The sequence below is a fragment of the Clostridium fallax genome (genome assembly GCF_900129365.1).
In the GTDB taxonomy this organism is placed as follows: Bacteria; Bacillota; Clostridia; order Clostridiales; family Clostridiaceae; genus Clostridium_AH; species Clostridium_AH fallax.
The window spans coordinates 189,837-206,327 of record NZ_FQVM01000001.1 but is presented as its reverse complement, the minus strand read 5'-3'; the positions used below and the strand labels follow the sequence as shown (position 1 = coordinate 206,327).

The following is a 16,491-nucleotide window of genomic DNA, read 5'->3' as shown; positions in this document are numbered from 1 at the left end:
AAATTAAGTTGTTTACATAAAAAGCTATTATAATTTAAATTAACTTGCTTTCTTGAGATATCAAATTATTTATTATTTCTTCAGTAATAGTATTTCCAGAAAGTTTATAAGCGTAAAGCGCAGAACCTGTAACAGGGGATAACTTAGGCTCTATTAACTTACAATTTAAATTTTTAATTTTTTCTTTTAAAGGATTTAAGATTAAATCACCAGATTTAAAAACACCGCCGCTATAAGAAATTAAAGTAGTATTTTTAAACTCTAATTGATTTATAATCCCCCTTACCATTAAGTAGAGCTCTTCAGCTGCATCTTCAAATATTTTTATAGCTTTTTCATCTCCATTTTTAGCAGCTTTATAAACAATCATAGATAATTTAGCAATTTCTGTTCTGGAATATTTATATTTTTCTTGTATTATAGTTAATAAATCAAAGTCTTCTTTTAAATTTAAATCTTCCTTAAATATATTATAAATAATGCTTTTATCTATTCTATGATCAGATTCTTTAGTAAATAGTTCGATTGCTTTTTTTCCTATCCAATAAGCAGAGCCCTCATCACCACAGAAACAGCCCCAACCACTGGTTCTTGCATCTTTTAAATTTTCATTTACACCAAAGGCAATAGCTCCAGTTCCAGCAACTAAATTTATTCCAGATTTACAGGCCAAACTTCCAGCCCAGCCAGCAACTACATCATTTCCTAATGTAAAATTGGAATTTTTAAATATTTCAAGAAGTATTCCATGAGAAATTTCATTATATTTTTCCACTTCGCCATAACCTGGAATTCCTAAGAAAGTATGTTTAATATCTTTTATAGATATATTAGAACTTGTACAAATTTCATTAATTCCATTTTCGATAACATCTTTAAATCCATCTAAACCTATTTGCATATAGTGACAAGTTCCTTTTTCTAATGTTTTTATTATATTTCCTTTATTATCTATTAAAGAGAAAGCTGTTTTTGTACCTCCTCCATCAACTCCTAAATAATACATAATGCCTCCTTAAAAATACTTTATAACATATTTATAATATTTAATTATAGATTTTATGCTAAACTTACTCTTGGCATCCAAAGTGGAACCTTATCCATTTCAGCAGACATAAAATCTAGAAGTAATTTTGTTTTAAGTTCAGCATAATCTGGATTATCCCATAGATTATTAAATTCTTTAGGGTCTTTTATAAGATCGTACATTTCTCCGTGATTTCTATTATAATAAACAGTAATTTTATATCTATCAGTAACTAATGTTCTTAAATTTACGGTTTTTTCTGTATGTTGATTTTCACAAGTAATGTAAGTTCTTAACTTATCTTTTTTGCCATCCCAAACTTTACTTTCATCTTTACCAGACATAGTTCTCGGAACTTCAATATTAAGTTTTGATAATATTGTTGGAGTTAAGTCTACCAATGATTGAAGAGAATTATTAACTTTTCCTGAAGGAACAGAGCCTGGATCTCTAACTATCATAGGTACTTTAATCATATCTTCATAATGAAATGGACCCTTAGCTATAAGGCCATGTTGACCAAAGAAGTGACCATGATCACTTGTGAAAATTACCATTGTGTCATTGTATAATCTAAGGCTATCTAATTTATCTAAAATTTTTCCTATATAATGATCCATCATACTAATCATTCCATAGTATATTGCAATATCTTTTCTTAATTCTTCTTCTGTATGAACATGAGAGTGACAACCATGTAACCAGTTTTTGTCTTTTGGCTCAAAATATTCAGAAAAATCCGGATTTATTTCTTGAGTTTTCTTTAATAATGGAGAAGTATTTTGATGTTCATCTTTTTTAAAATGAGGCAACTTTATATCTTTTGGATCATACATTGAGGCCCAAGGTTCCGGTACAAAATATGGTGGATGAGGATCAAAGAAACTAGCCCAAAGGAAGAAACTCTCATCCTTTTTTTTATATTCATCTAACATGGCATTAGTTCTTTCTGCAATCCATGTATCATAATGATACTCTTCTGGAATATGCCAGACTCTTTTTTCATTAGAATCTAAAGTACCTATTGGTTTCTGATAAAAATCTCTCCAATTTTTAAATCCCTTTTCTTCCATCCAAAGAACATAATGCTGACCTACTAGAAATTCTACAGTGTGATTTCTTGTAAGTTCTATATGGTCAAATCCATAAAATGGACCATTGAAGTTTTTCCAAAATTCAAAGTCTTGAAGAATAGGCATAGCTTCTAGTGAAGAATATTTATCATTTTGTAAATTATGTTGAAAATGAGCTTTACCTATAAGGGAAACTTTATAATCGTTTTCATGAAGAATATCTCCAATAGTTAAAACATCTTCAGGCATCTTTGTACCTAAAGACCATCCTCCATGTTGACTAGGGTAAAGTCCTGTTATCATGCTACATCTAGTTGGTGTACAAGTTGGATTAGGGCAATAAGCTCTAGAAAATGTAGTACCTTCTTTAACTAATCTATCAAGATTTGGAGTTTTTATTTCTTTATTAAAGGCTCCTATTGTATTCCAGTGTTGCTGATCACTGGTTATTAAAAGAACATTTTTCTTTTTCATATTCTCATACCCCTTTTTATATTTTTAGCAATTTGTTTCTTCAATTAAAATAGTGTTTTTGTTAAAAACTTTTTTCATAAAAATGCTATGTAAGAATAGTGATATAACTATAGATATAATCCAATAAATTATTGAGTATAATAAGAAGTTAGGATTACTATTTTTAGTTGCTATCCCTATAGGAGATAATAAGCCGTATAAATATATTAATGAGGCTATTAATAATGAACTTGTTAAAGCGGAGTATTTCCAATAACATAAGTTAACATTAGATTTATTTTCACTATTCATTGAATAAGGGACATCCCTTTTAAGTTTTAGTCCTAAAATTAGCATTAATAATATATCAAAAACAAATAAGCCCCCCATTACATTTGCAAAGTTTGTATTTATTTTAAATATCCAAATCAGTAAGAAATATAAAACTACATGGGCATAAACAGTTATTCTTGCCGCTTTTCCTGAAACTCTTTTATTTAAAAATCCTATACAGACAAGGGCAACAATTGGAATATTAAAGAAACCGGCAAATCTTCTTAAAAGTAAGAATACTCCTTCTGAACCATATTGAATTAATGGAGCTATACACATAGATGTAATTGCAATAATTATTCCTGTTATTTTAGCAACCTTTAAAATTTCTTTATCAGATGCATTAGGTCTAAATTTGGGTTTGTATATATCTACACAAAAAAGTGTTATAGCACTATTTATAAATCCATTAAAGGTACTAAGTATTGCCCCTAAAACTGCTGCGGTAAAAAATCCAAGTAAAGGTTTTGGTAATACCTTTGCAACTAAAACTGGATAGGCAAAATCTGCTTTTTTTAAAGTATCTCCAAACATTGCATAAGAAATAGTACCTGGTAAGTTTAGGATTAGTGGAAGTAGCAATAACATAACTCCTGCTATCAATATACCTTTTTGACCCTCTGCTAAATTTTTAGCTCCTAAGGATCTTTGAACTATTGCTTGGTTAGTACTCCAATAGAAGAAATTTATTATAAGAATACCTGTAAAAATTGTTTGCCATGGAGTAGAAGATGAGGCAGAACCTATTGCATTTAGCTTTTCTGGATAATTAGTTATTATTGTATTAACTCCACTCATAAAGTTTCCATGACCTAAAGCTATTAAACCAAATATAGGTATTAAAGAACCACCAACAAATAATCCAATACCCATTAATGTATCAGATACGGCAACGGCTTTTAATCCACCAAAAATAGCATAAATGCCACCTATGATTCCTGTGGCCCAAATGATTATCCATAAGGACGCGTTAAAACTTATGTGGAATGTATTTGGAATATCAAAAATTTGTGTAAATGCAACTGCTCCAGAGTATAAAGAACCTGGAATTAAAACGAAAGCATATCCAACTAAGAATAAAAGTGACATTAATCTTCTTGTTGCCGAATCGTATCTTTCTTCGAAAAATTCGGGCACAGTTGTAAACCCACCTTTTAAGTATCTTGGAAGTAAATAGACTGCTAAAACTATTAATGGAACAATAGATGTAACTGTCCAAGCCATTATTGAAAAGTTAGATTCATAGGATGCACCGTTTACACCAACTAGTTGTTCAGTAGATAAACTGGTAAGTACCATGGAACTGGCTATTACAAAAGCAGATAAACCCCTTCCTGCTAAAAAATAACCTTTAGCAGAAGTATCTGTTCCCTTAGTTTTAATATAAGATATTACTGCTACTAAGATAGTAAAAAATAAAAACGAAATAATAGTTAATACCATTTTTTGTCCTCCTTTGAAATTATGCAGTATTAAACGTTTTCTTTTATCCTGTACGTACAAGTTTTTATAAAAAATTCTATAAAAAAATATAGAATAAATAAAATAATATTTAAATAAAAACAAACTGAAACTTTAATAAATTTATTAAAAGTAAAGATTTTTGCTATTAACTTGTAATTACCACTTTATTATAACTTACTCCTAATTTTGTATATATGTCAATAGTTAAATTTAGGATTTATGCCAAGTTAATTGCAATAAATCCTAATTAGAATGAAATATCTTTAATTATTAACTTGTTAGTAATAAATTACATTTTATTTTAATAAATGGATATTTTTTGTTATACTATTATTAAATTGTTAATATAGAACAAATAATATTTATATAATTTATATTAAATTAAATAACATAATTGGAGGATTCAGATGTTACAAGGGAATTTAATTGAACCACTATATATAAAAATATATTCTTATTTAAAAGAAAAAATAGAAAAAAATATATTACAAGAAGGCAGTAAATTACCATCTGAAAATGAATTGAGTAGAAGTTTTAAAGTAAGTAGATCAACTATAAGGCAAGCTTTAGGTGAGTTAGAAAAGCATAGACTTATATATAAAGAAAAGGGAAAAGGAAGTTTTGTTTCTATTAGACCTCTTAATCAATATTTAAATAAATTTTATAGTTTTTCAAGTGAACTAAAAAAATCTGGAAGAATACCAAAGTATAGATTGTTAAGTTTAAAAAAAATTTATCCTTCAAAAGAAATAAAAGAAATTATGAAATTAGAAGATTCTTTAATGGTATATAAAATAGAAATAATAAGAAAAATTGAAAATGAACCTATTTTATTTGAAACCACATTTTTACCTAGTGATAGATTTTTTAATTTTCAACGTTATGATTTAAATGAGAGAGCTTTATATGATATTTTTCAGGAGGATTATAATATTATTTTTTCTAATGCAGAGCAGAGTTTTTATCCAATTTTACCTAATGATAAAATAAAAAAACTTTTATCATTAAATTTAAGTGAGGAAGTAGCTTGTATGAAAGTAGAAAGAATAAGTTATGAAGGAAATAGAATAATAGAGTACACAACAGCTATTGTAAAAGGAGAAAAATTTAAATATACTGTCAATTTAAAAATATAACTAAATATTTATTTTAAATAGTATATATATGGTTTTTGTTTAATATAATTTAATTTAGGAAAATACATTTAAGTTTATATATTTTAAACTATTTAAACATATAAAGGGGGTTATTATGAAGAAATATTTAGGTGAATTGGGGCTTATAATTGTAGCAATAATTTGGGGTAGTGGTTTTGTAGCTAGTGATTTAGCATTAAACAATATGACTCCTATACAAGTTATGACTTTTAGGTTTTCTATTGCTGCAATTATTATGGGAATTATCTTTATGAAGAAGTTTAAAAAGATAAAAAGAAAAACTTTTAATCGAGGACTTTTACTTGGTGTGTTATTATTTTTTGCATTTACACTTCAAACAGTAGCCTTACAATATACAACTGCATCAAAAAATGCTTTTTTAACTGCCACAAATGTAGTAATAGTACCTTTTATTGGACTACTATTTAAAAAAGCTGTAGATAAGTATGGGGTATGTGGGGCTATAATAGCTTTAACAGGAGCAGCTTTTTTAACCCTTGATAGTGAATTTAATATTAATAAAGGTGATGTTTTAACATTATCTTGTTCTATATGTTTTGCCTTTCATATATTCTTTACAGGAGAATTTGTTAAGAAAGAAGATCCAAGTCTTATAACCTCTATTGAAATGATAACAGCAGGTATACTTTCGATAATATTTTTAATTTTTAGAAGAGAATATACTTTTACTTTTACTATAAATGCTATTATGCCTGCTATATATCTTGGAATTTTTAGTACAACAATAGCTTTTTTTATTCAAACTTTAGCTCAAAAATATACAACAGAAACTAAAGCTGCTATTATATTATCTACGGAAGCAGTTTTTGGCAGTATATTTTCTATAATAATACTGAATGAACAATTAACTTTTAAACTAATAATAGGTTGCCTACTTATATTTTTAGCAATTTTAATATCAGAAACTAAATTAAGTTTTCTAAAGAAAAAGAGTAAAGAATTAATTATAGAAGAATAATTAATTTATATTTTTTATGTGATATAATACTTTTTAGATATAAATTATTTATTATACAGCAGTAGGAGGAGTTAAAATGATATTTTCTTTTTTTAGTAAAGTAAAGGCTGCTAAATTATATAATGAAGGAAATATAAAGGAGTCCTTTGAAATATATGACAAATTAATAAAAGGAAATAAAGATGATGGGCTTAAACTTACTTATTCATTTCTTTTATTAAAAGAGGAACAAATAGAAAAGAGCAAAGAAATCTTAAATTCAGTTAATACATCAAAATTAAAGGATCATGAAAAAATAACTTATGGAAATGTAAAAGCGGTTATTTTTGTTAAAGAAGGACAAATAAAAGATGCTATAGAAATTTTAGAAGAGACTTATAATAAATATAAAAATACTATAATATATCAAAATTTAGGATATTTTTATATACTTGATGAAGATTATGATAAGGCATTAAAATTTAATTTAGAAGCTTATGATTATAGCAAAGATGATAGAGGAATAATTGATAATTTAGCACTTAGCTATTATTATAAAGGCGACTTAGAAAAAAGTCAGGAACTTTATGAAAAACTAATGCCTTTAAAACCTACTTATCCTGAGGCATATTATAATTATGGAATAGTGCTAAAAAAGTTAGGGAAAATAGAAGAGGCTAAAGAAAAATTTAAAGAGGCCTTAGAATGTAAGTTTACTTATATAACATTTATAAGTAAAGAAGATGTTGAAAAAGAGTTGGAAGAGTTAAAATAAAAAACTATAAGTTAATTTAAAGTAAGTCCCGTTAAGTAGATACAGTTATAAAATCTATTTAACGGGATAAGTTATTATTAAAAACTATTATGTAGATTAAATTCCTTTTAAATTAGAGTAATTTTCTATATCTTTTTGATTATTTTCAGCTATTAATTGATATATAGTTTTAGAAGTAGTATCTTTCATTTCATATCCTAATAGATTTACTATTTCTTCTAATTCATTTTCATTTGTAGTTTCAATTTCTATATATGGAAAAGGGCAAAAACTAGGATCATTTATATCTATTTCTATAAGAGAATTTTTATATTTATAGCTTTCTCTATACTTTTTTATGGATTCAACTAAAACTAATCCTAAAGATTTAAATATTCCTTCACCAATTTTACTATCACTTATTATAACTTCCTTTTCATCCATTACTTTGAATTTTTCTTGTGAAAGCATTTTTTTTGTAGTCATAAAATATATAGTTTTATTATTAATTAAATCATCAACAGTTCTAATTCTAGCATATCCTTTATTATTTAATAGTCTTCTGTCTTCAAAATCAAAAATATTATTTATTTGATTTTCTTTTTTTACATTAATAGCATTAATTTCTTTCATCTTATTTCTAATAAACTCTACATCTATATTTATTATTCTAGTTTCTAGTTCAGTCATGTAATCTTCCTTTCTATATTTGTGATAAATTATAAATTTTTATTAAAAAGTTTTTATAAAGTTACATATATATTTTAGTCTAAAAGGAACCTAAATTAAAGAATTTATTAAGGAGTTATGGTATAATTTGTTATAATGAGAGAATAGGAGGAGGGCTAAAATGGATCAATTTAAGGAGCAACTAGTTTTAGTAAGCAATAAGACACCATACAATATGGCTAAAGCATTAATGATGGTGTTTTTTGTTATAGCAATGTTTTTTTTGGTATTAGGAGGAGCTGTTTTTAGTATTGTATTTTTTGTGGTGTCTGGAGCGATTTGGTATTTAAAAAGATACTTTTATGTTGAATATGAATATGCCTTAACTAATGGAGAAATCGATATAGATGCCATATATGAAATGAAGAAAAGAAAGAGACAAGTTACCTTTAATTTAAAAGAAGTTGCTTTATTAGCACCTAAAGATAGTGATGCATATAGAGATTTTTCCAATAAACCAACAAAAATTATTAAATCGATTCCAACAGGAAACACTGAAAGGGTTTATGTAGCTATTTTAACGGAAGGATTGACAAGAGCTCAAATAGAATTTGTTCCCAATAAAGCTTTTATAGATGCATGTTTTATATTTAATCCTAAAGCAATAAAGAAAAATTTATAGTATAAATTAAAGATAAATGTTTAAGAAATATATTTTGTAATATATAATATTAAGTGTTCCTTGAAATTTAAATTTCAAGGAATTTTAATTTTTATTATATCCAGGATGGTGAGTAGTTAATGGAATACGTAAATGATATAAATATCTTAGAAGGTGTCATTCATATTTTAGATAATAATAGCGATGAACCTATATTAAACGAATATAAAATGGATCTAAATGAGGATGTCTATAAATTTTTATATAAACATGTTGAAAGAGTTTTAAAAGATGAAGAACTAAAGTATGCAGTTTTTAATCCAGAAAGACATATAGTTAAAGAGGTTTCACAGGAATTTTTAAATGGAATAAATAACGATATAGTAGAGGTATCTAAGGAATTAGCAAGACAAATGTTTGCTGTTATGAATGGAAATGGAAATATACCTTCTTGTGATCTTATAATTCTTTCTTTATCAACAGACCAAGGTCCTATGCTTGGAATTTTAAAAATGGATTATGTTAAAAATTTTACTCATAAAGTAGATTTTGTACAAGATAAAATAGGTATAGGAATAGTACCTCAAAGTGCAGGGCTTCCAGCTTCTAGTCAAAGGATACAAAAGTGTGCTTTTATAAAGCCTATAAGAGAAGATAATGGAATAGATCTTATGGTTATCGATAAGCAAAAAAAATCAAAAGATGAAGATGAATATGGAGCTAACTATTTTATAAATAATTTCTTAGGTTGTACAATTATAAACAATGAAAGAGATATGACAAAAACATTTTTAAAAGCTGCGGAAACTTGGACTAGAAACAACATAAGTGAAGATGCAGATAAGGCAGAACAAATAAGAAGTAAAATAAAAAGTAAATTAAAAGAAGATGAAACAATAAATATAAATGAGCTTTCAGAGGAACTATTTAAAGAAGAACCTCATATAGTAGAGAATTTTAAAGAGTTTACATCTTCTCAAGGATTAGAAGAAGAATTTATGGTAGATAAGCAATGGGTAGAAAAAAAATTAAAAAGAGTTAGATTAAAAATAGATAAAGATATAGATTTATATATAACAGAGGATGCTTATGATGATCCGTTAAGATTTGAAATTCAAAGAAATGGTGATGGAAGTATTAATATGGTTATAAAACATATTATGAATTATATAGAAAAATAATTATAAATAGATTTAGTTATAAATTACTAAAAAATAATTATTTCTTATAGGGAAAATAATTAGAGTGGATGTACAAAAAAGTTATTATTGCAATATATATTTAAGTATTTTTATTACTTAAAGTATATATATTGTATAAATTAAACTTTAATGCATCCACTTTTATTTATTAAAAGGTTTATAATTTTAAAACTTATAGGACCAATAACAGTGAAAAGAATATATAATAATATTTTAATATATATAATAGTATTTAAAATAATCTATTAAAAAGTTATAAAATTTATAAATTAAATAAGTTATAGAATAAAACTATAAATAAAATAGGTTATAAAACAAAATTATAAATTAAATAAAAATGAGCACAACTACCTAACAAAACAAATACATGGAATAATTCATGAAATCCAAATTTACTGCATATATTAGGAGACTTTTTAGCATAAATTATTCCACCTATAGTGTATAGGACTCCTCCTGCAATTAGCCATAATAACCCTTTAAGAAGTAAGGTTTTATATATAGGAATAATTAAAAATAAAGCCATCCAACCCATTATTATATAAAAAGAAGTATAAAGAGCTCTTGGACAATTAAACCAAAATACTTTTAATAGTATACCTAGAATTGTTAATGACCAAACTATGGATAATACAATTGTTTTAATAGGGTTACTTAATATCATTAAGCAAATAGGCGTATAAGTACCTGCTATTAGAATAAATATCATTGAATGGTCCACTTTTCTAAATATAGTTAGTGCTTTATCAGAAACTTTAACTAAGTGATATAGAGAGCTGGCTGCATACAAAAATATAAGAGATAGTCCAAAAATAATAGCTCCAGCCATCTTAGGAGTAAAGAAATTTTCGCCAGTATAAACCTTTGTTATCATAAATATTAATCCTATTAAAGATGCAATGACACCTATTAGGTGAGTTAAGGTATTTATTGGTTCCCTGAAATGTTTAATCATATCGTCGCCTCCTGATAATGATAAGTAGTTATATAAACTACATTATGTTATAGCTATATTATATGATTAGTTTATTAATTTATACAAGTTTTAAAAAGAATTAAAAAATAAATAAAAACAGGAAATAACTATAAATTTCTTGATTTTACTAAGTATTTCTATTAATATTAATATATATAGTTTTTGAAACTACATGTATTAATATTAATAGAAAGTAGGGAGAAATTTGAATAAGGAAGATATTAAAATAGAATCAAAAAATGATACAGATATAATAATAGATATAGATTCAATCTTTAATTATGTAAATTTAGGAAATAGTGTTACATTAGAGCAAATACCTAATTTAGATCTTTATATGGATCAAGTTATTACTCTATTTGAAGATAATTTAGGATATACAAGAAGAAATGAAAATGATAAGTTATTAACTAAAACTATGATAAATAATTATACTAAAGATAAATTATTAATGAATGCTTTAAAAAAGAAGTATACTAAAAATCATATATTACTTATGATTTTAATATATTTTTTAAAACAATCTATGAGTATAGGAGATATAAAAATATTATTAAATCCAATAGTAAATAAAATAGAAGAAGGAAAGGAAATAGATTTAGAAAAAATATATAGTTTGTTTTTAAAAAGAAAAAAATATAATGAAGAAAAAATAAAAAAAGATATAAAAGAGAGAATAAGTGACAAAAAATTAAACTATGAGGAGAAATTAGTCTCTGTTTTAGAAATTGTAGATATGGCTAATGGATATAAAAGAATATCAGAAAAAATTATAGATGATTATTTTGATAAAAAATAAATATTATATTACATAGTTTTATAAAAAAATATATATTTATAGATATAAAAAGAGAGAATCTCTTAATGAAAATTCATTTTGAGATTCTCTTTATTATTTTAAATACTATTTGTTCATTGCATCAGCTGAACCTAAGATGTTGTCTATTTTGCTTATAACAACGTCTTTGATAGCAGTTCTAGCATTTCCTAAATATTTTCTTGGATCAAATACTTCTGGTTGTTCTCCAAAAGTTTTTCTGATAGCAGCAGTCATTGCTAATCTTATATCAGTATCCATGTTTATTTTACATACAGCCATTGATGATGCTTTTCTTAGCATATCTACTGGAATTCCTTTAGCGTTAGCTATTTTTCCACCAAACTCATTGCAAGTTGCAACAGTTGCAGGATCTACAGCTGAAGCTCCATGAAGAACTATTGGGAATCCTGGTAATTTCTTTTGGATTTCTTCTAAGATGTCAAATCTTAATTCAGGTTTAGCATCTGGTGGGAACTTAACTGCTCCGTGTGAAGTTCCTATAGCTATAGCTAATGAGTCAACACCAGTTCTGTTAACAAAGTCAACAGCTTGATCTGGATCAGTGTAGATGTGAGCGTCAGCAACAACGTCATCTTCAACTCCAGCTAGAACTCCTAATTCAGCTTCAACAACAACTCCTCTAGCGTGAGCGTAGTCAACTATTTCTTTAGTTCTCTTTACATTTTCTTCATAATCAAAGTGTGATCCATCGAACATTACTGAAGTAAATCCAGCATCTATAACTTCTTTAACAGCTTCAAAACTTGGACCGTGGTCTAAGTGAAGAGCTACATCTAATCCTGATTCAGCTACAGCAGCATCAACCATTGCTTTTAAGTAGTTTGCTCCTGCATATTTTATAGCTCCAGTTGAGCATTGAAGAATTACAGGTGAATTTTTAGCCTTTGCTCCTTCTATTACTCCTTGGATTATTTCCATATTATTAATGTTGAAGGCTCCTATTGAGTATCCACCTTCATAAGCTTTTTTAAACATTTCTTTAGTAGTTACTAATGCCATGTTTATACCACCTTTCATATTTTTCAATAAAGCTACTAACCTTATGTAAAGGGTCTAATTTAGTCCCGCTGGGACTAATCCCTATGTACACATTATAAACTAATATTAAAAGATTTTCTACATAAAACCTATTATATTTTTATTGTTTTTTAAAAAATGTTATTTAAAGTAGGTTTTTGTAGTTTTCTTATAGTTGAAGTAGAATGCTTAATAGCATGTAAAGTTGCAAAGATATCTGATTCATTATCATATTCTATATACTCTGAAAGTTTTATTGTTTCTATTAAAATATTATCTAAATCTGCATGATTTAAATATGCTGTTAATAATGAATAAGAATTTTGAATATAATCTTTTAAGGCTATAGAATTTTTTATACCATCTGATTTTTTATTTTGTTGAATATCATCCTCTATATTATCACATATATTTATTATTTTGTTGCAAGTATTAGTTAAATTAATATGTGAATAAATTATAAATCCTAACAATGAAAAAAATATAATGAAAGAAACTATTAGATTTTTTATAAATAATCACCTCCTAAAGTATTAGCTATTTTGAGAATTTTTATTATTTTTTTTTTGAAAATAAAATTCTCCTTTAGAATTTATCATAGCTATAAATAAATCATCTTTACTTTTTATATTATTTTTCTTTAGCTGTTTATTAAACCAATTATGATTTTTACCAAGACTTTTTAATGCTGTTTCACTTAATCTTCCATCTATTAATAAAACTAAAGGAAGTTCGGCATCTTTTTCTTTAATTTTTAAATCAGCTTTAGTAACTGGAGAAGAATCATTTTTAGGAATTATAGATAATTGACCATTATTTTCTAAAATAGCATATTGTATATCAGTGACATCGAAAAATCCATTTAATCTTAACCCTTCCATTAAATCGTCAATATTTATTCTTTGGTCTTTTAAAGCAGAAAAGTTAATTTCTCCATTTTTTATAATGATACAAGGAGTTCCATCTAAAACTTTTCTTGCAAAGTAACTTTTAAGTTGAAGTTCAGATAGCACAGTTTTTAATATTAGTAATGTAACAATAGGTATTACTCCTAATAAAAGAGGAAGTCTTGTATCTTGCATAGGTAAAGAAGCTAAATCGGAAATCATCATAGTTATTACTAGTTCATAAGGCTGCAATTCTCCAATTTGCCTTTTCCCCATAAGTCTCATAATTAAAACAACAAGAAAGTAAAGAAGCACAGTTCTTATTATTACAATAATCATATTAACACCTCTATTTAATATGATTACTTTTGAAAGTATAAATTATTCAAAAAATTATGATAATTTTAAATGTAAAGGTTGTATAATTATTTATAAGAGGTGATTGTTGTGACAAAAATAAAAATTCAATTAAATAATGGAAAGGAAGTTTATGTCCAAAAGGGTATTGAGTTCTATTCACTACTTAAAGATGATTATTATTTAGACGAATTACCTTTAGTTTTAGCAAAGCTAAATGATGAATATTATGAATTAACAGCTCCAATAGAAGAAGATGGAGTACTTGAAGATGTAAGAATAGATTGTATAATGGGAATGAAAACTTATATAAGAACATTACAATTCGTTCTTATAAAGGCAGTTTTAGATATATTTCCTGATAGTAAGATAACTATAGAACATGCTATAAGTAAGGGAATTTTCGGAGAAATTCATAAAGAAACAGCCTTGGATGAAGAGGAAGTTAAACTTATAAAGAATAGAATGGATGAAATTATAAGAAAAGATTTAAAAATAAAAAAAGTTTCAATGAGTAGGTTAAAAGCTATTGAAATTTTTGCTTCTTATGGAATGGATGACAAAGTTAAGTTATTAAAGTATGTGAAAAGTGATGAAATAAAACTTTATGAGTTAGATGGAAGATATGATTACTTTTATGGCTCAATGGGATATTCTACAGGAATATTAAAATATTTTGAATTAAAATATAATGAACCAGGATTTATAATAAGATATCCAGATGCAAGTAATCCTAAGGTTATACCTAAATTTATAGAACAACCTAAATTAAATGAAATATTTTATGAAACTGAAAATTGGCTTAATATATTAGAGGTGCCTAATTTAGGATTTTTAAATGAGAAAATAGAAAATGGAGATATTGGAGATGTAATAAGAGTTTCAGAAGCTTTACATGAAAAGAAGATAGCAAATATAGCAGATATGGTAAATGAAAAGAATGAGGTAAAAATAGTTTTAATTGCAGGACCATCATCTTCTGGTAAAACAACTTTTGCAAAAAGATTAGGAATACAATTAAGAGTAAATGGATTAATACCTATTCCTATATCATTAGATGATTATTTTATTGATAGAAATAAAACGCCTTTAGATGAAAATGGAAAACCTGACTTTGAATCTATAAATGCATTAGATTTAGATCTTTTTAATGAACATCTGAGTAAGCTATTAAAAGGAAAATATGTAGAAATTCCTATATATAATTTTATAACTGGTAAAAGAGAATGGAAAAATAATATAATAAGGTTACCACAAAATGGAGTATTGATAATTGAAGGAATACATGGATTAAATGATAAATTAACATCATCAATACCAGCATATAATAAATTTAAAATATATATAAGTGCTTTAACTCAACTTAATGTAGATAATCATAATAGAATAGCAACTACAGATGTTAGAAAAATAAGGAGAATAGTAAGAGATTCTTTATCTAGAGGATATGATGCAGAAGATACATTAAGAATGTGGCCAGATATTAAAAAAGGTGAGGAAAAAAATATATTTGTTTATCAAGAGCAGGCAGATGTAATGTTTAACTCTACTTTAGTTTATGAACTTGCTATTTTAAAAAAATATGCAATAAAAGAATTATCTAAAATAAAGAAAACAAGCGATGTTTATTATGAAGCTCTTAGGTTAAAATCATTTTTAAATTTATTTGAGGAAGTAAATAAAGATATGGTACCAGAAAACTCTATATTAAGAGAATTTATAGGTGGTAGTTGTTTTTATAAGTATTAAATAGATGTATATTATTTATAAAAAAATTATTATGGTAAATATAAATAATTTTATAAACTTTAAGTGAAAAAGTATAAGTCTAGGATTTGGCTTATTTGTTAAATTTCTAGGCCTATACTTTAAATATTAATATTTTTCTTGAAGGATTTATGCTTTAAAGTGCATAATAATACTGTAAGCTAAATAATTTTAACCTTCAAATTTATTTAATGATATAAAAGGAGAGGTATGATGAAAAAGTACGGAGTTTTTGATTTAATTGGACCAGTTATGATAGGCCCATCAAGTTCTCATACTGCAGGGGCAGCTAGGCTAGGAAAAGTAGCTAGAGCTATTGCTGGAGAAGATATTGTTAAAGTTGAATTTTTGCTTCATGGATCTTTTGCAAAAACATATAAAGGTCACGGAACTGATAGAGCTTTAGTGGCTGGAATTTTAGGAATGGAGCCTAGTGATGTTAGATTAAGAAAATCCTTAGAAATAGCTAAGGAAATGGGGATTATTATAAATTTTAAGGAAACAGATCTAGGGGATCAGCATCCTAATACTGTTAAGTTTTTAATAACTAATTCTAAAGATGAAGTTTGTGAGGTAATGGGAAGTTCAATAGGTGGAGGAAGTATTATAATTACAGAGGTTAATGGTCAAGAAGTTGAATTTACAGGAGAGTATCCGACAATAATAATTTCTCATAGAGATGTTCCTGGAGCAGTATCTATGGTGACTACTATACTATTTGAAATAAATATAAATATAGCTTTTATGAAAGTTTTTAGAGAGGAAAAGGGAAAGGAAGCTACTATGGTTTTTGAAGTAGATTCAACACTTCCTTCAGATATAAGGGAAAAAATAAAGCTGGTTAGTGCAGTAAAAAAAGTTATAACAATTAATCCAGTTAAGGAAGGAGTTTAAG

Annotated in this window: 16 protein-coding genes; 8 read left to right on the top strand and 8 right to left on the bottom strand. The window is 26.1% G+C overall.

The window, feature by feature from the left end:
• Positions 1 to 34: 34 nt before the first annotated feature.
• From BUA70_RS00900 to BUA70_RS00890, 3 genes are read right to left on the bottom strand one after another with little or no spacing between them, the layout of a single operon-like run.
• Positions 35 to 1,006 carry an N-acetylglucosamine kinase gene (locus tag BUA70_RS00900; RefSeq protein ID WP_072892344.1) on the bottom strand — a complete coding sequence of 324 codons (972 nt, stop codon included), beginning with the start codon at positions 1,004 to 1,006 and terminating at the stop codon, positions 35 to 37.
• Positions 1,007 to 1,059: 53 nt separating this feature from the next.
• Positions 1,060 to 2,574, bottom strand: a complete 1,515-nt coding sequence (locus BUA70_RS00895; protein WP_072892343.1) for a sulfatase-like hydrolase/transferase — start codon at positions 2,572 to 2,574, stop codon at positions 1,060 to 1,062.
• A gap of 24 nt (positions 2,575 to 2,598) precedes the next feature.
• Positions 2,599 to 4,329, bottom strand: coding sequence for a solute:sodium symporter family transporter (locus BUA70_RS00890; protein WP_072892342.1), 1,731 nt, complete (start codon positions 4,327 to 4,329; stop codon positions 2,599 to 2,601).
• A gap of 428 nt (positions 4,330 to 4,757) precedes the next feature.
• On the opposite strand from BUA70_RS00890, the gene BUA70_RS00885 reads away from it, so the two are divergent.
• The 3 genes from BUA70_RS00885 to BUA70_RS00875 all read left to right on the top strand — a co-directional run bounded on the left by BUA70_RS00885 (position 4,758) and on the right by BUA70_RS00875 (position 7,240).
• The gene (locus BUA70_RS00885; RefSeq protein WP_072892341.1) at positions 4,758 to 5,486 is read left to right on the top strand and encodes a GntR family transcriptional regulator; all 729 of its coding nucleotides are present in this window, start codon (positions 4,758 to 4,760) and stop codon (positions 5,484 to 5,486) included.
• Between the two features lie 115 nt (positions 5,487 to 5,601).
• The gene (locus tag BUA70_RS00880; RefSeq protein WP_072892340.1) at positions 5,602 to 6,486 is read left to right on the top strand and encodes a DMT family transporter; all 885 of its coding nucleotides are present in this window, start codon (positions 5,602 to 5,604) and stop codon (positions 6,484 to 6,486) included.
• 76 nt (positions 6,487 to 6,562) lie between these two features.
• Positions 6,563 to 7,240 carry a tetratricopeptide repeat protein gene (locus BUA70_RS00875; RefSeq protein WP_072892339.1) on the top strand — a complete coding sequence of 226 codons (678 nt, stop codon included), beginning with the start codon at positions 6,563 to 6,565 and terminating at the stop codon, positions 7,238 to 7,240.
• Between the two features lie 96 nt (positions 7,241 to 7,336).
• Here the strand turns inward: BUA70_RS00875 and BUA70_RS00870 are convergent, their stop codons facing one another.
• A complete protein-coding gene (locus tag BUA70_RS00870; RefSeq protein WP_072892338.1) occupies positions 7,337 to 7,909 on the bottom strand; it encodes a class IV adenylate cyclase in 573 nt (190 codons plus the stop codon).
• Positions 7,910 to 8,069: 160 nt separating this feature from the next.
• On the opposite strand from BUA70_RS00870, the gene BUA70_RS00865 reads away from it, so the two are divergent.
• Positions 8,070 to 8,570 carry a hypothetical protein gene (locus BUA70_RS00865; protein WP_072892337.1) on the top strand — a complete coding sequence of 167 codons (501 nt, stop codon included), beginning with the start codon at positions 8,070 to 8,072 and terminating at the stop codon, positions 8,568 to 8,570.
• A 119-nt stretch (positions 8,571 to 8,689) separates the two neighbouring features.
• Positions 8,690 to 9,730: a nucleoid-associated protein gene (locus tag BUA70_RS00860; RefSeq protein WP_072892336.1), complete on the top strand. Its 1,041-nt coding sequence runs from the start codon at positions 8,690 to 8,692 to the stop codon at positions 9,728 to 9,730.
• A 328-nt stretch (positions 9,731 to 10,058) separates the two neighbouring features.
• Here BUA70_RS00860 and trhA read toward each other — a convergent pair whose 3' ends face one another.
• Positions 10,059 to 10,706 carry a PAQR family membrane homeostasis protein TrhA gene (trhA, locus tag BUA70_RS00855; RefSeq protein WP_072892335.1) on the bottom strand — a complete coding sequence of 216 codons (648 nt, stop codon included), beginning with the start codon at positions 10,704 to 10,706 and terminating at the stop codon, positions 10,059 to 10,061.
• 226 nt (positions 10,707 to 10,932) lie between these two features.
• Here trhA and BUA70_RS00850 point away from each other — a divergent pair, with 226 nt between their 5' ends.
• Positions 10,933 to 11,526 carry a DUF1836 domain-containing protein gene (locus BUA70_RS00850; RefSeq protein ID WP_083573415.1) on the top strand — a complete coding sequence of 198 codons (594 nt, stop codon included), beginning with the start codon at positions 10,933 to 10,935 and terminating at the stop codon, positions 11,524 to 11,526.
• Positions 11,527 to 11,631: 105 nt separating this feature from the next.
• Here BUA70_RS00850 and fba read toward each other — a convergent pair whose 3' ends face one another.
• The 3 genes from fba to BUA70_RS00835 form a co-directional block, all read right to left on the bottom strand.
• Positions 11,632 to 12,567, bottom strand: coding sequence for a class II fructose-1,6-bisphosphate aldolase (gene fba, locus BUA70_RS00845; protein ID WP_072892334.1), 936 nt, complete (start codon positions 12,565 to 12,567; stop codon positions 11,632 to 11,634).
• 149 nt (positions 12,568 to 12,716) lie between these two features.
• Positions 12,717 to 13,058 carry a DUF4363 family protein gene (locus BUA70_RS00840; RefSeq protein ID WP_072892333.1) on the bottom strand — a complete coding sequence of 114 codons (342 nt, stop codon included), beginning with the start codon at positions 13,056 to 13,058 and terminating at the stop codon, positions 12,717 to 12,719.
• Between the two features lie 60 nt (positions 13,059 to 13,118).
• Complete coding sequence (locus tag BUA70_RS00835) at positions 13,119 to 13,811, bottom strand: DUF421 domain-containing protein (protein ID WP_072892332.1); 693 nt, start codon at positions 13,809 to 13,811, stop codon at positions 13,119 to 13,121.
• 108 nt (positions 13,812 to 13,919) lie between these two features.
• On the opposite strand from BUA70_RS00835, the gene BUA70_RS00830 reads away from it, so the two are divergent.
• Positions 13,920 to 15,578, top strand: coding sequence for a nucleoside kinase (locus tag BUA70_RS00830; RefSeq protein ID WP_072892331.1), 1,659 nt, complete (start codon positions 13,920 to 13,922; stop codon positions 15,576 to 15,578).
• 231 nt (positions 15,579 to 15,809) lie between these two features.
• Positions 15,810 to 16,490, top strand: coding sequence for an L-serine ammonia-lyase, iron-sulfur-dependent subunit beta (gene sdaAB / locus BUA70_RS00825; RefSeq protein ID WP_072892330.1), 681 nt, complete (start codon positions 15,810 to 15,812; stop codon positions 16,488 to 16,490).
• Position 16,491 lies beyond the last annotated feature (1 nt).

Bases quoted from the DNA above. Each gene is read 5' to 3' on its own strand.
- BUA70_RS00900 (WP_072892344.1), bottom strand. From the start codon at position 1,006: ATGTATTATTTAGGAGTTGATGGAGGAGGTACAAAAACAGCTTTCTCT.
- BUA70_RS00895 (WP_072892343.1), bottom strand. From the start codon at position 2,574: ATGAAAAAGAAAAATGTTCTTTTAATAACCAGTGATCAGCAACACTGG.
- BUA70_RS00890 (WP_072892342.1), bottom strand. From the start codon at position 4,329: ATGGTATTAACTATTATTTCGTTTTTATTTTTTACTATCTTAGTAGCA.
- BUA70_RS00885 (WP_072892341.1), top strand. From the start codon at position 4,758: ATGTTACAAGGGAATTTAATTGAACCACTATATATAAAAATATATTCT.
- BUA70_RS00880 (WP_072892340.1), top strand. From the start codon at position 5,602: ATGAAGAAATATTTAGGTGAATTGGGGCTTATAATTGTAGCAATAATT.
- BUA70_RS00875 (WP_072892339.1), top strand. From the start codon at position 6,563: ATGATATTTTCTTTTTTTAGTAAAGTAAAGGCTGCTAAATTATATAAT.
- BUA70_RS00870 (WP_072892338.1), bottom strand. From the start codon at position 7,909: ATGACTGAACTAGAAACTAGAATAATAAATATAGATGTAGAGTTTATT.
- BUA70_RS00865 (WP_072892337.1), top strand. From the start codon at position 8,070: ATGGATCAATTTAAGGAGCAACTAGTTTTAGTAAGCAATAAGACACCA.
- BUA70_RS00860 (WP_072892336.1), top strand. From the start codon at position 8,690: ATGGAATACGTAAATGATATAAATATCTTAGAAGGTGTCATTCATATT.
- trhA (WP_072892335.1), bottom strand. From the start codon at position 10,706: ATGATTAAACATTTCAGGGAACCAATAAATACCTTAACTCACCTAATA.
- fba (WP_072892334.1), bottom strand. From the start codon at position 12,567: ATGGCATTAGTAACTACTAAAGAAATGTTTAAAAAAGCTTATGAAGGT.
- BUA70_RS00835 (WP_072892332.1), bottom strand. From the start codon at position 13,811: ATGATTATTGTAATAATAAGAACTGTGCTTCTTTACTTTCTTGTTGTT.
- sdaAB (WP_072892330.1), top strand. From the start codon at position 15,810: ATGAAAAAGTACGGAGTTTTTGATTTAATTGGACCAGTTATGATAGGC.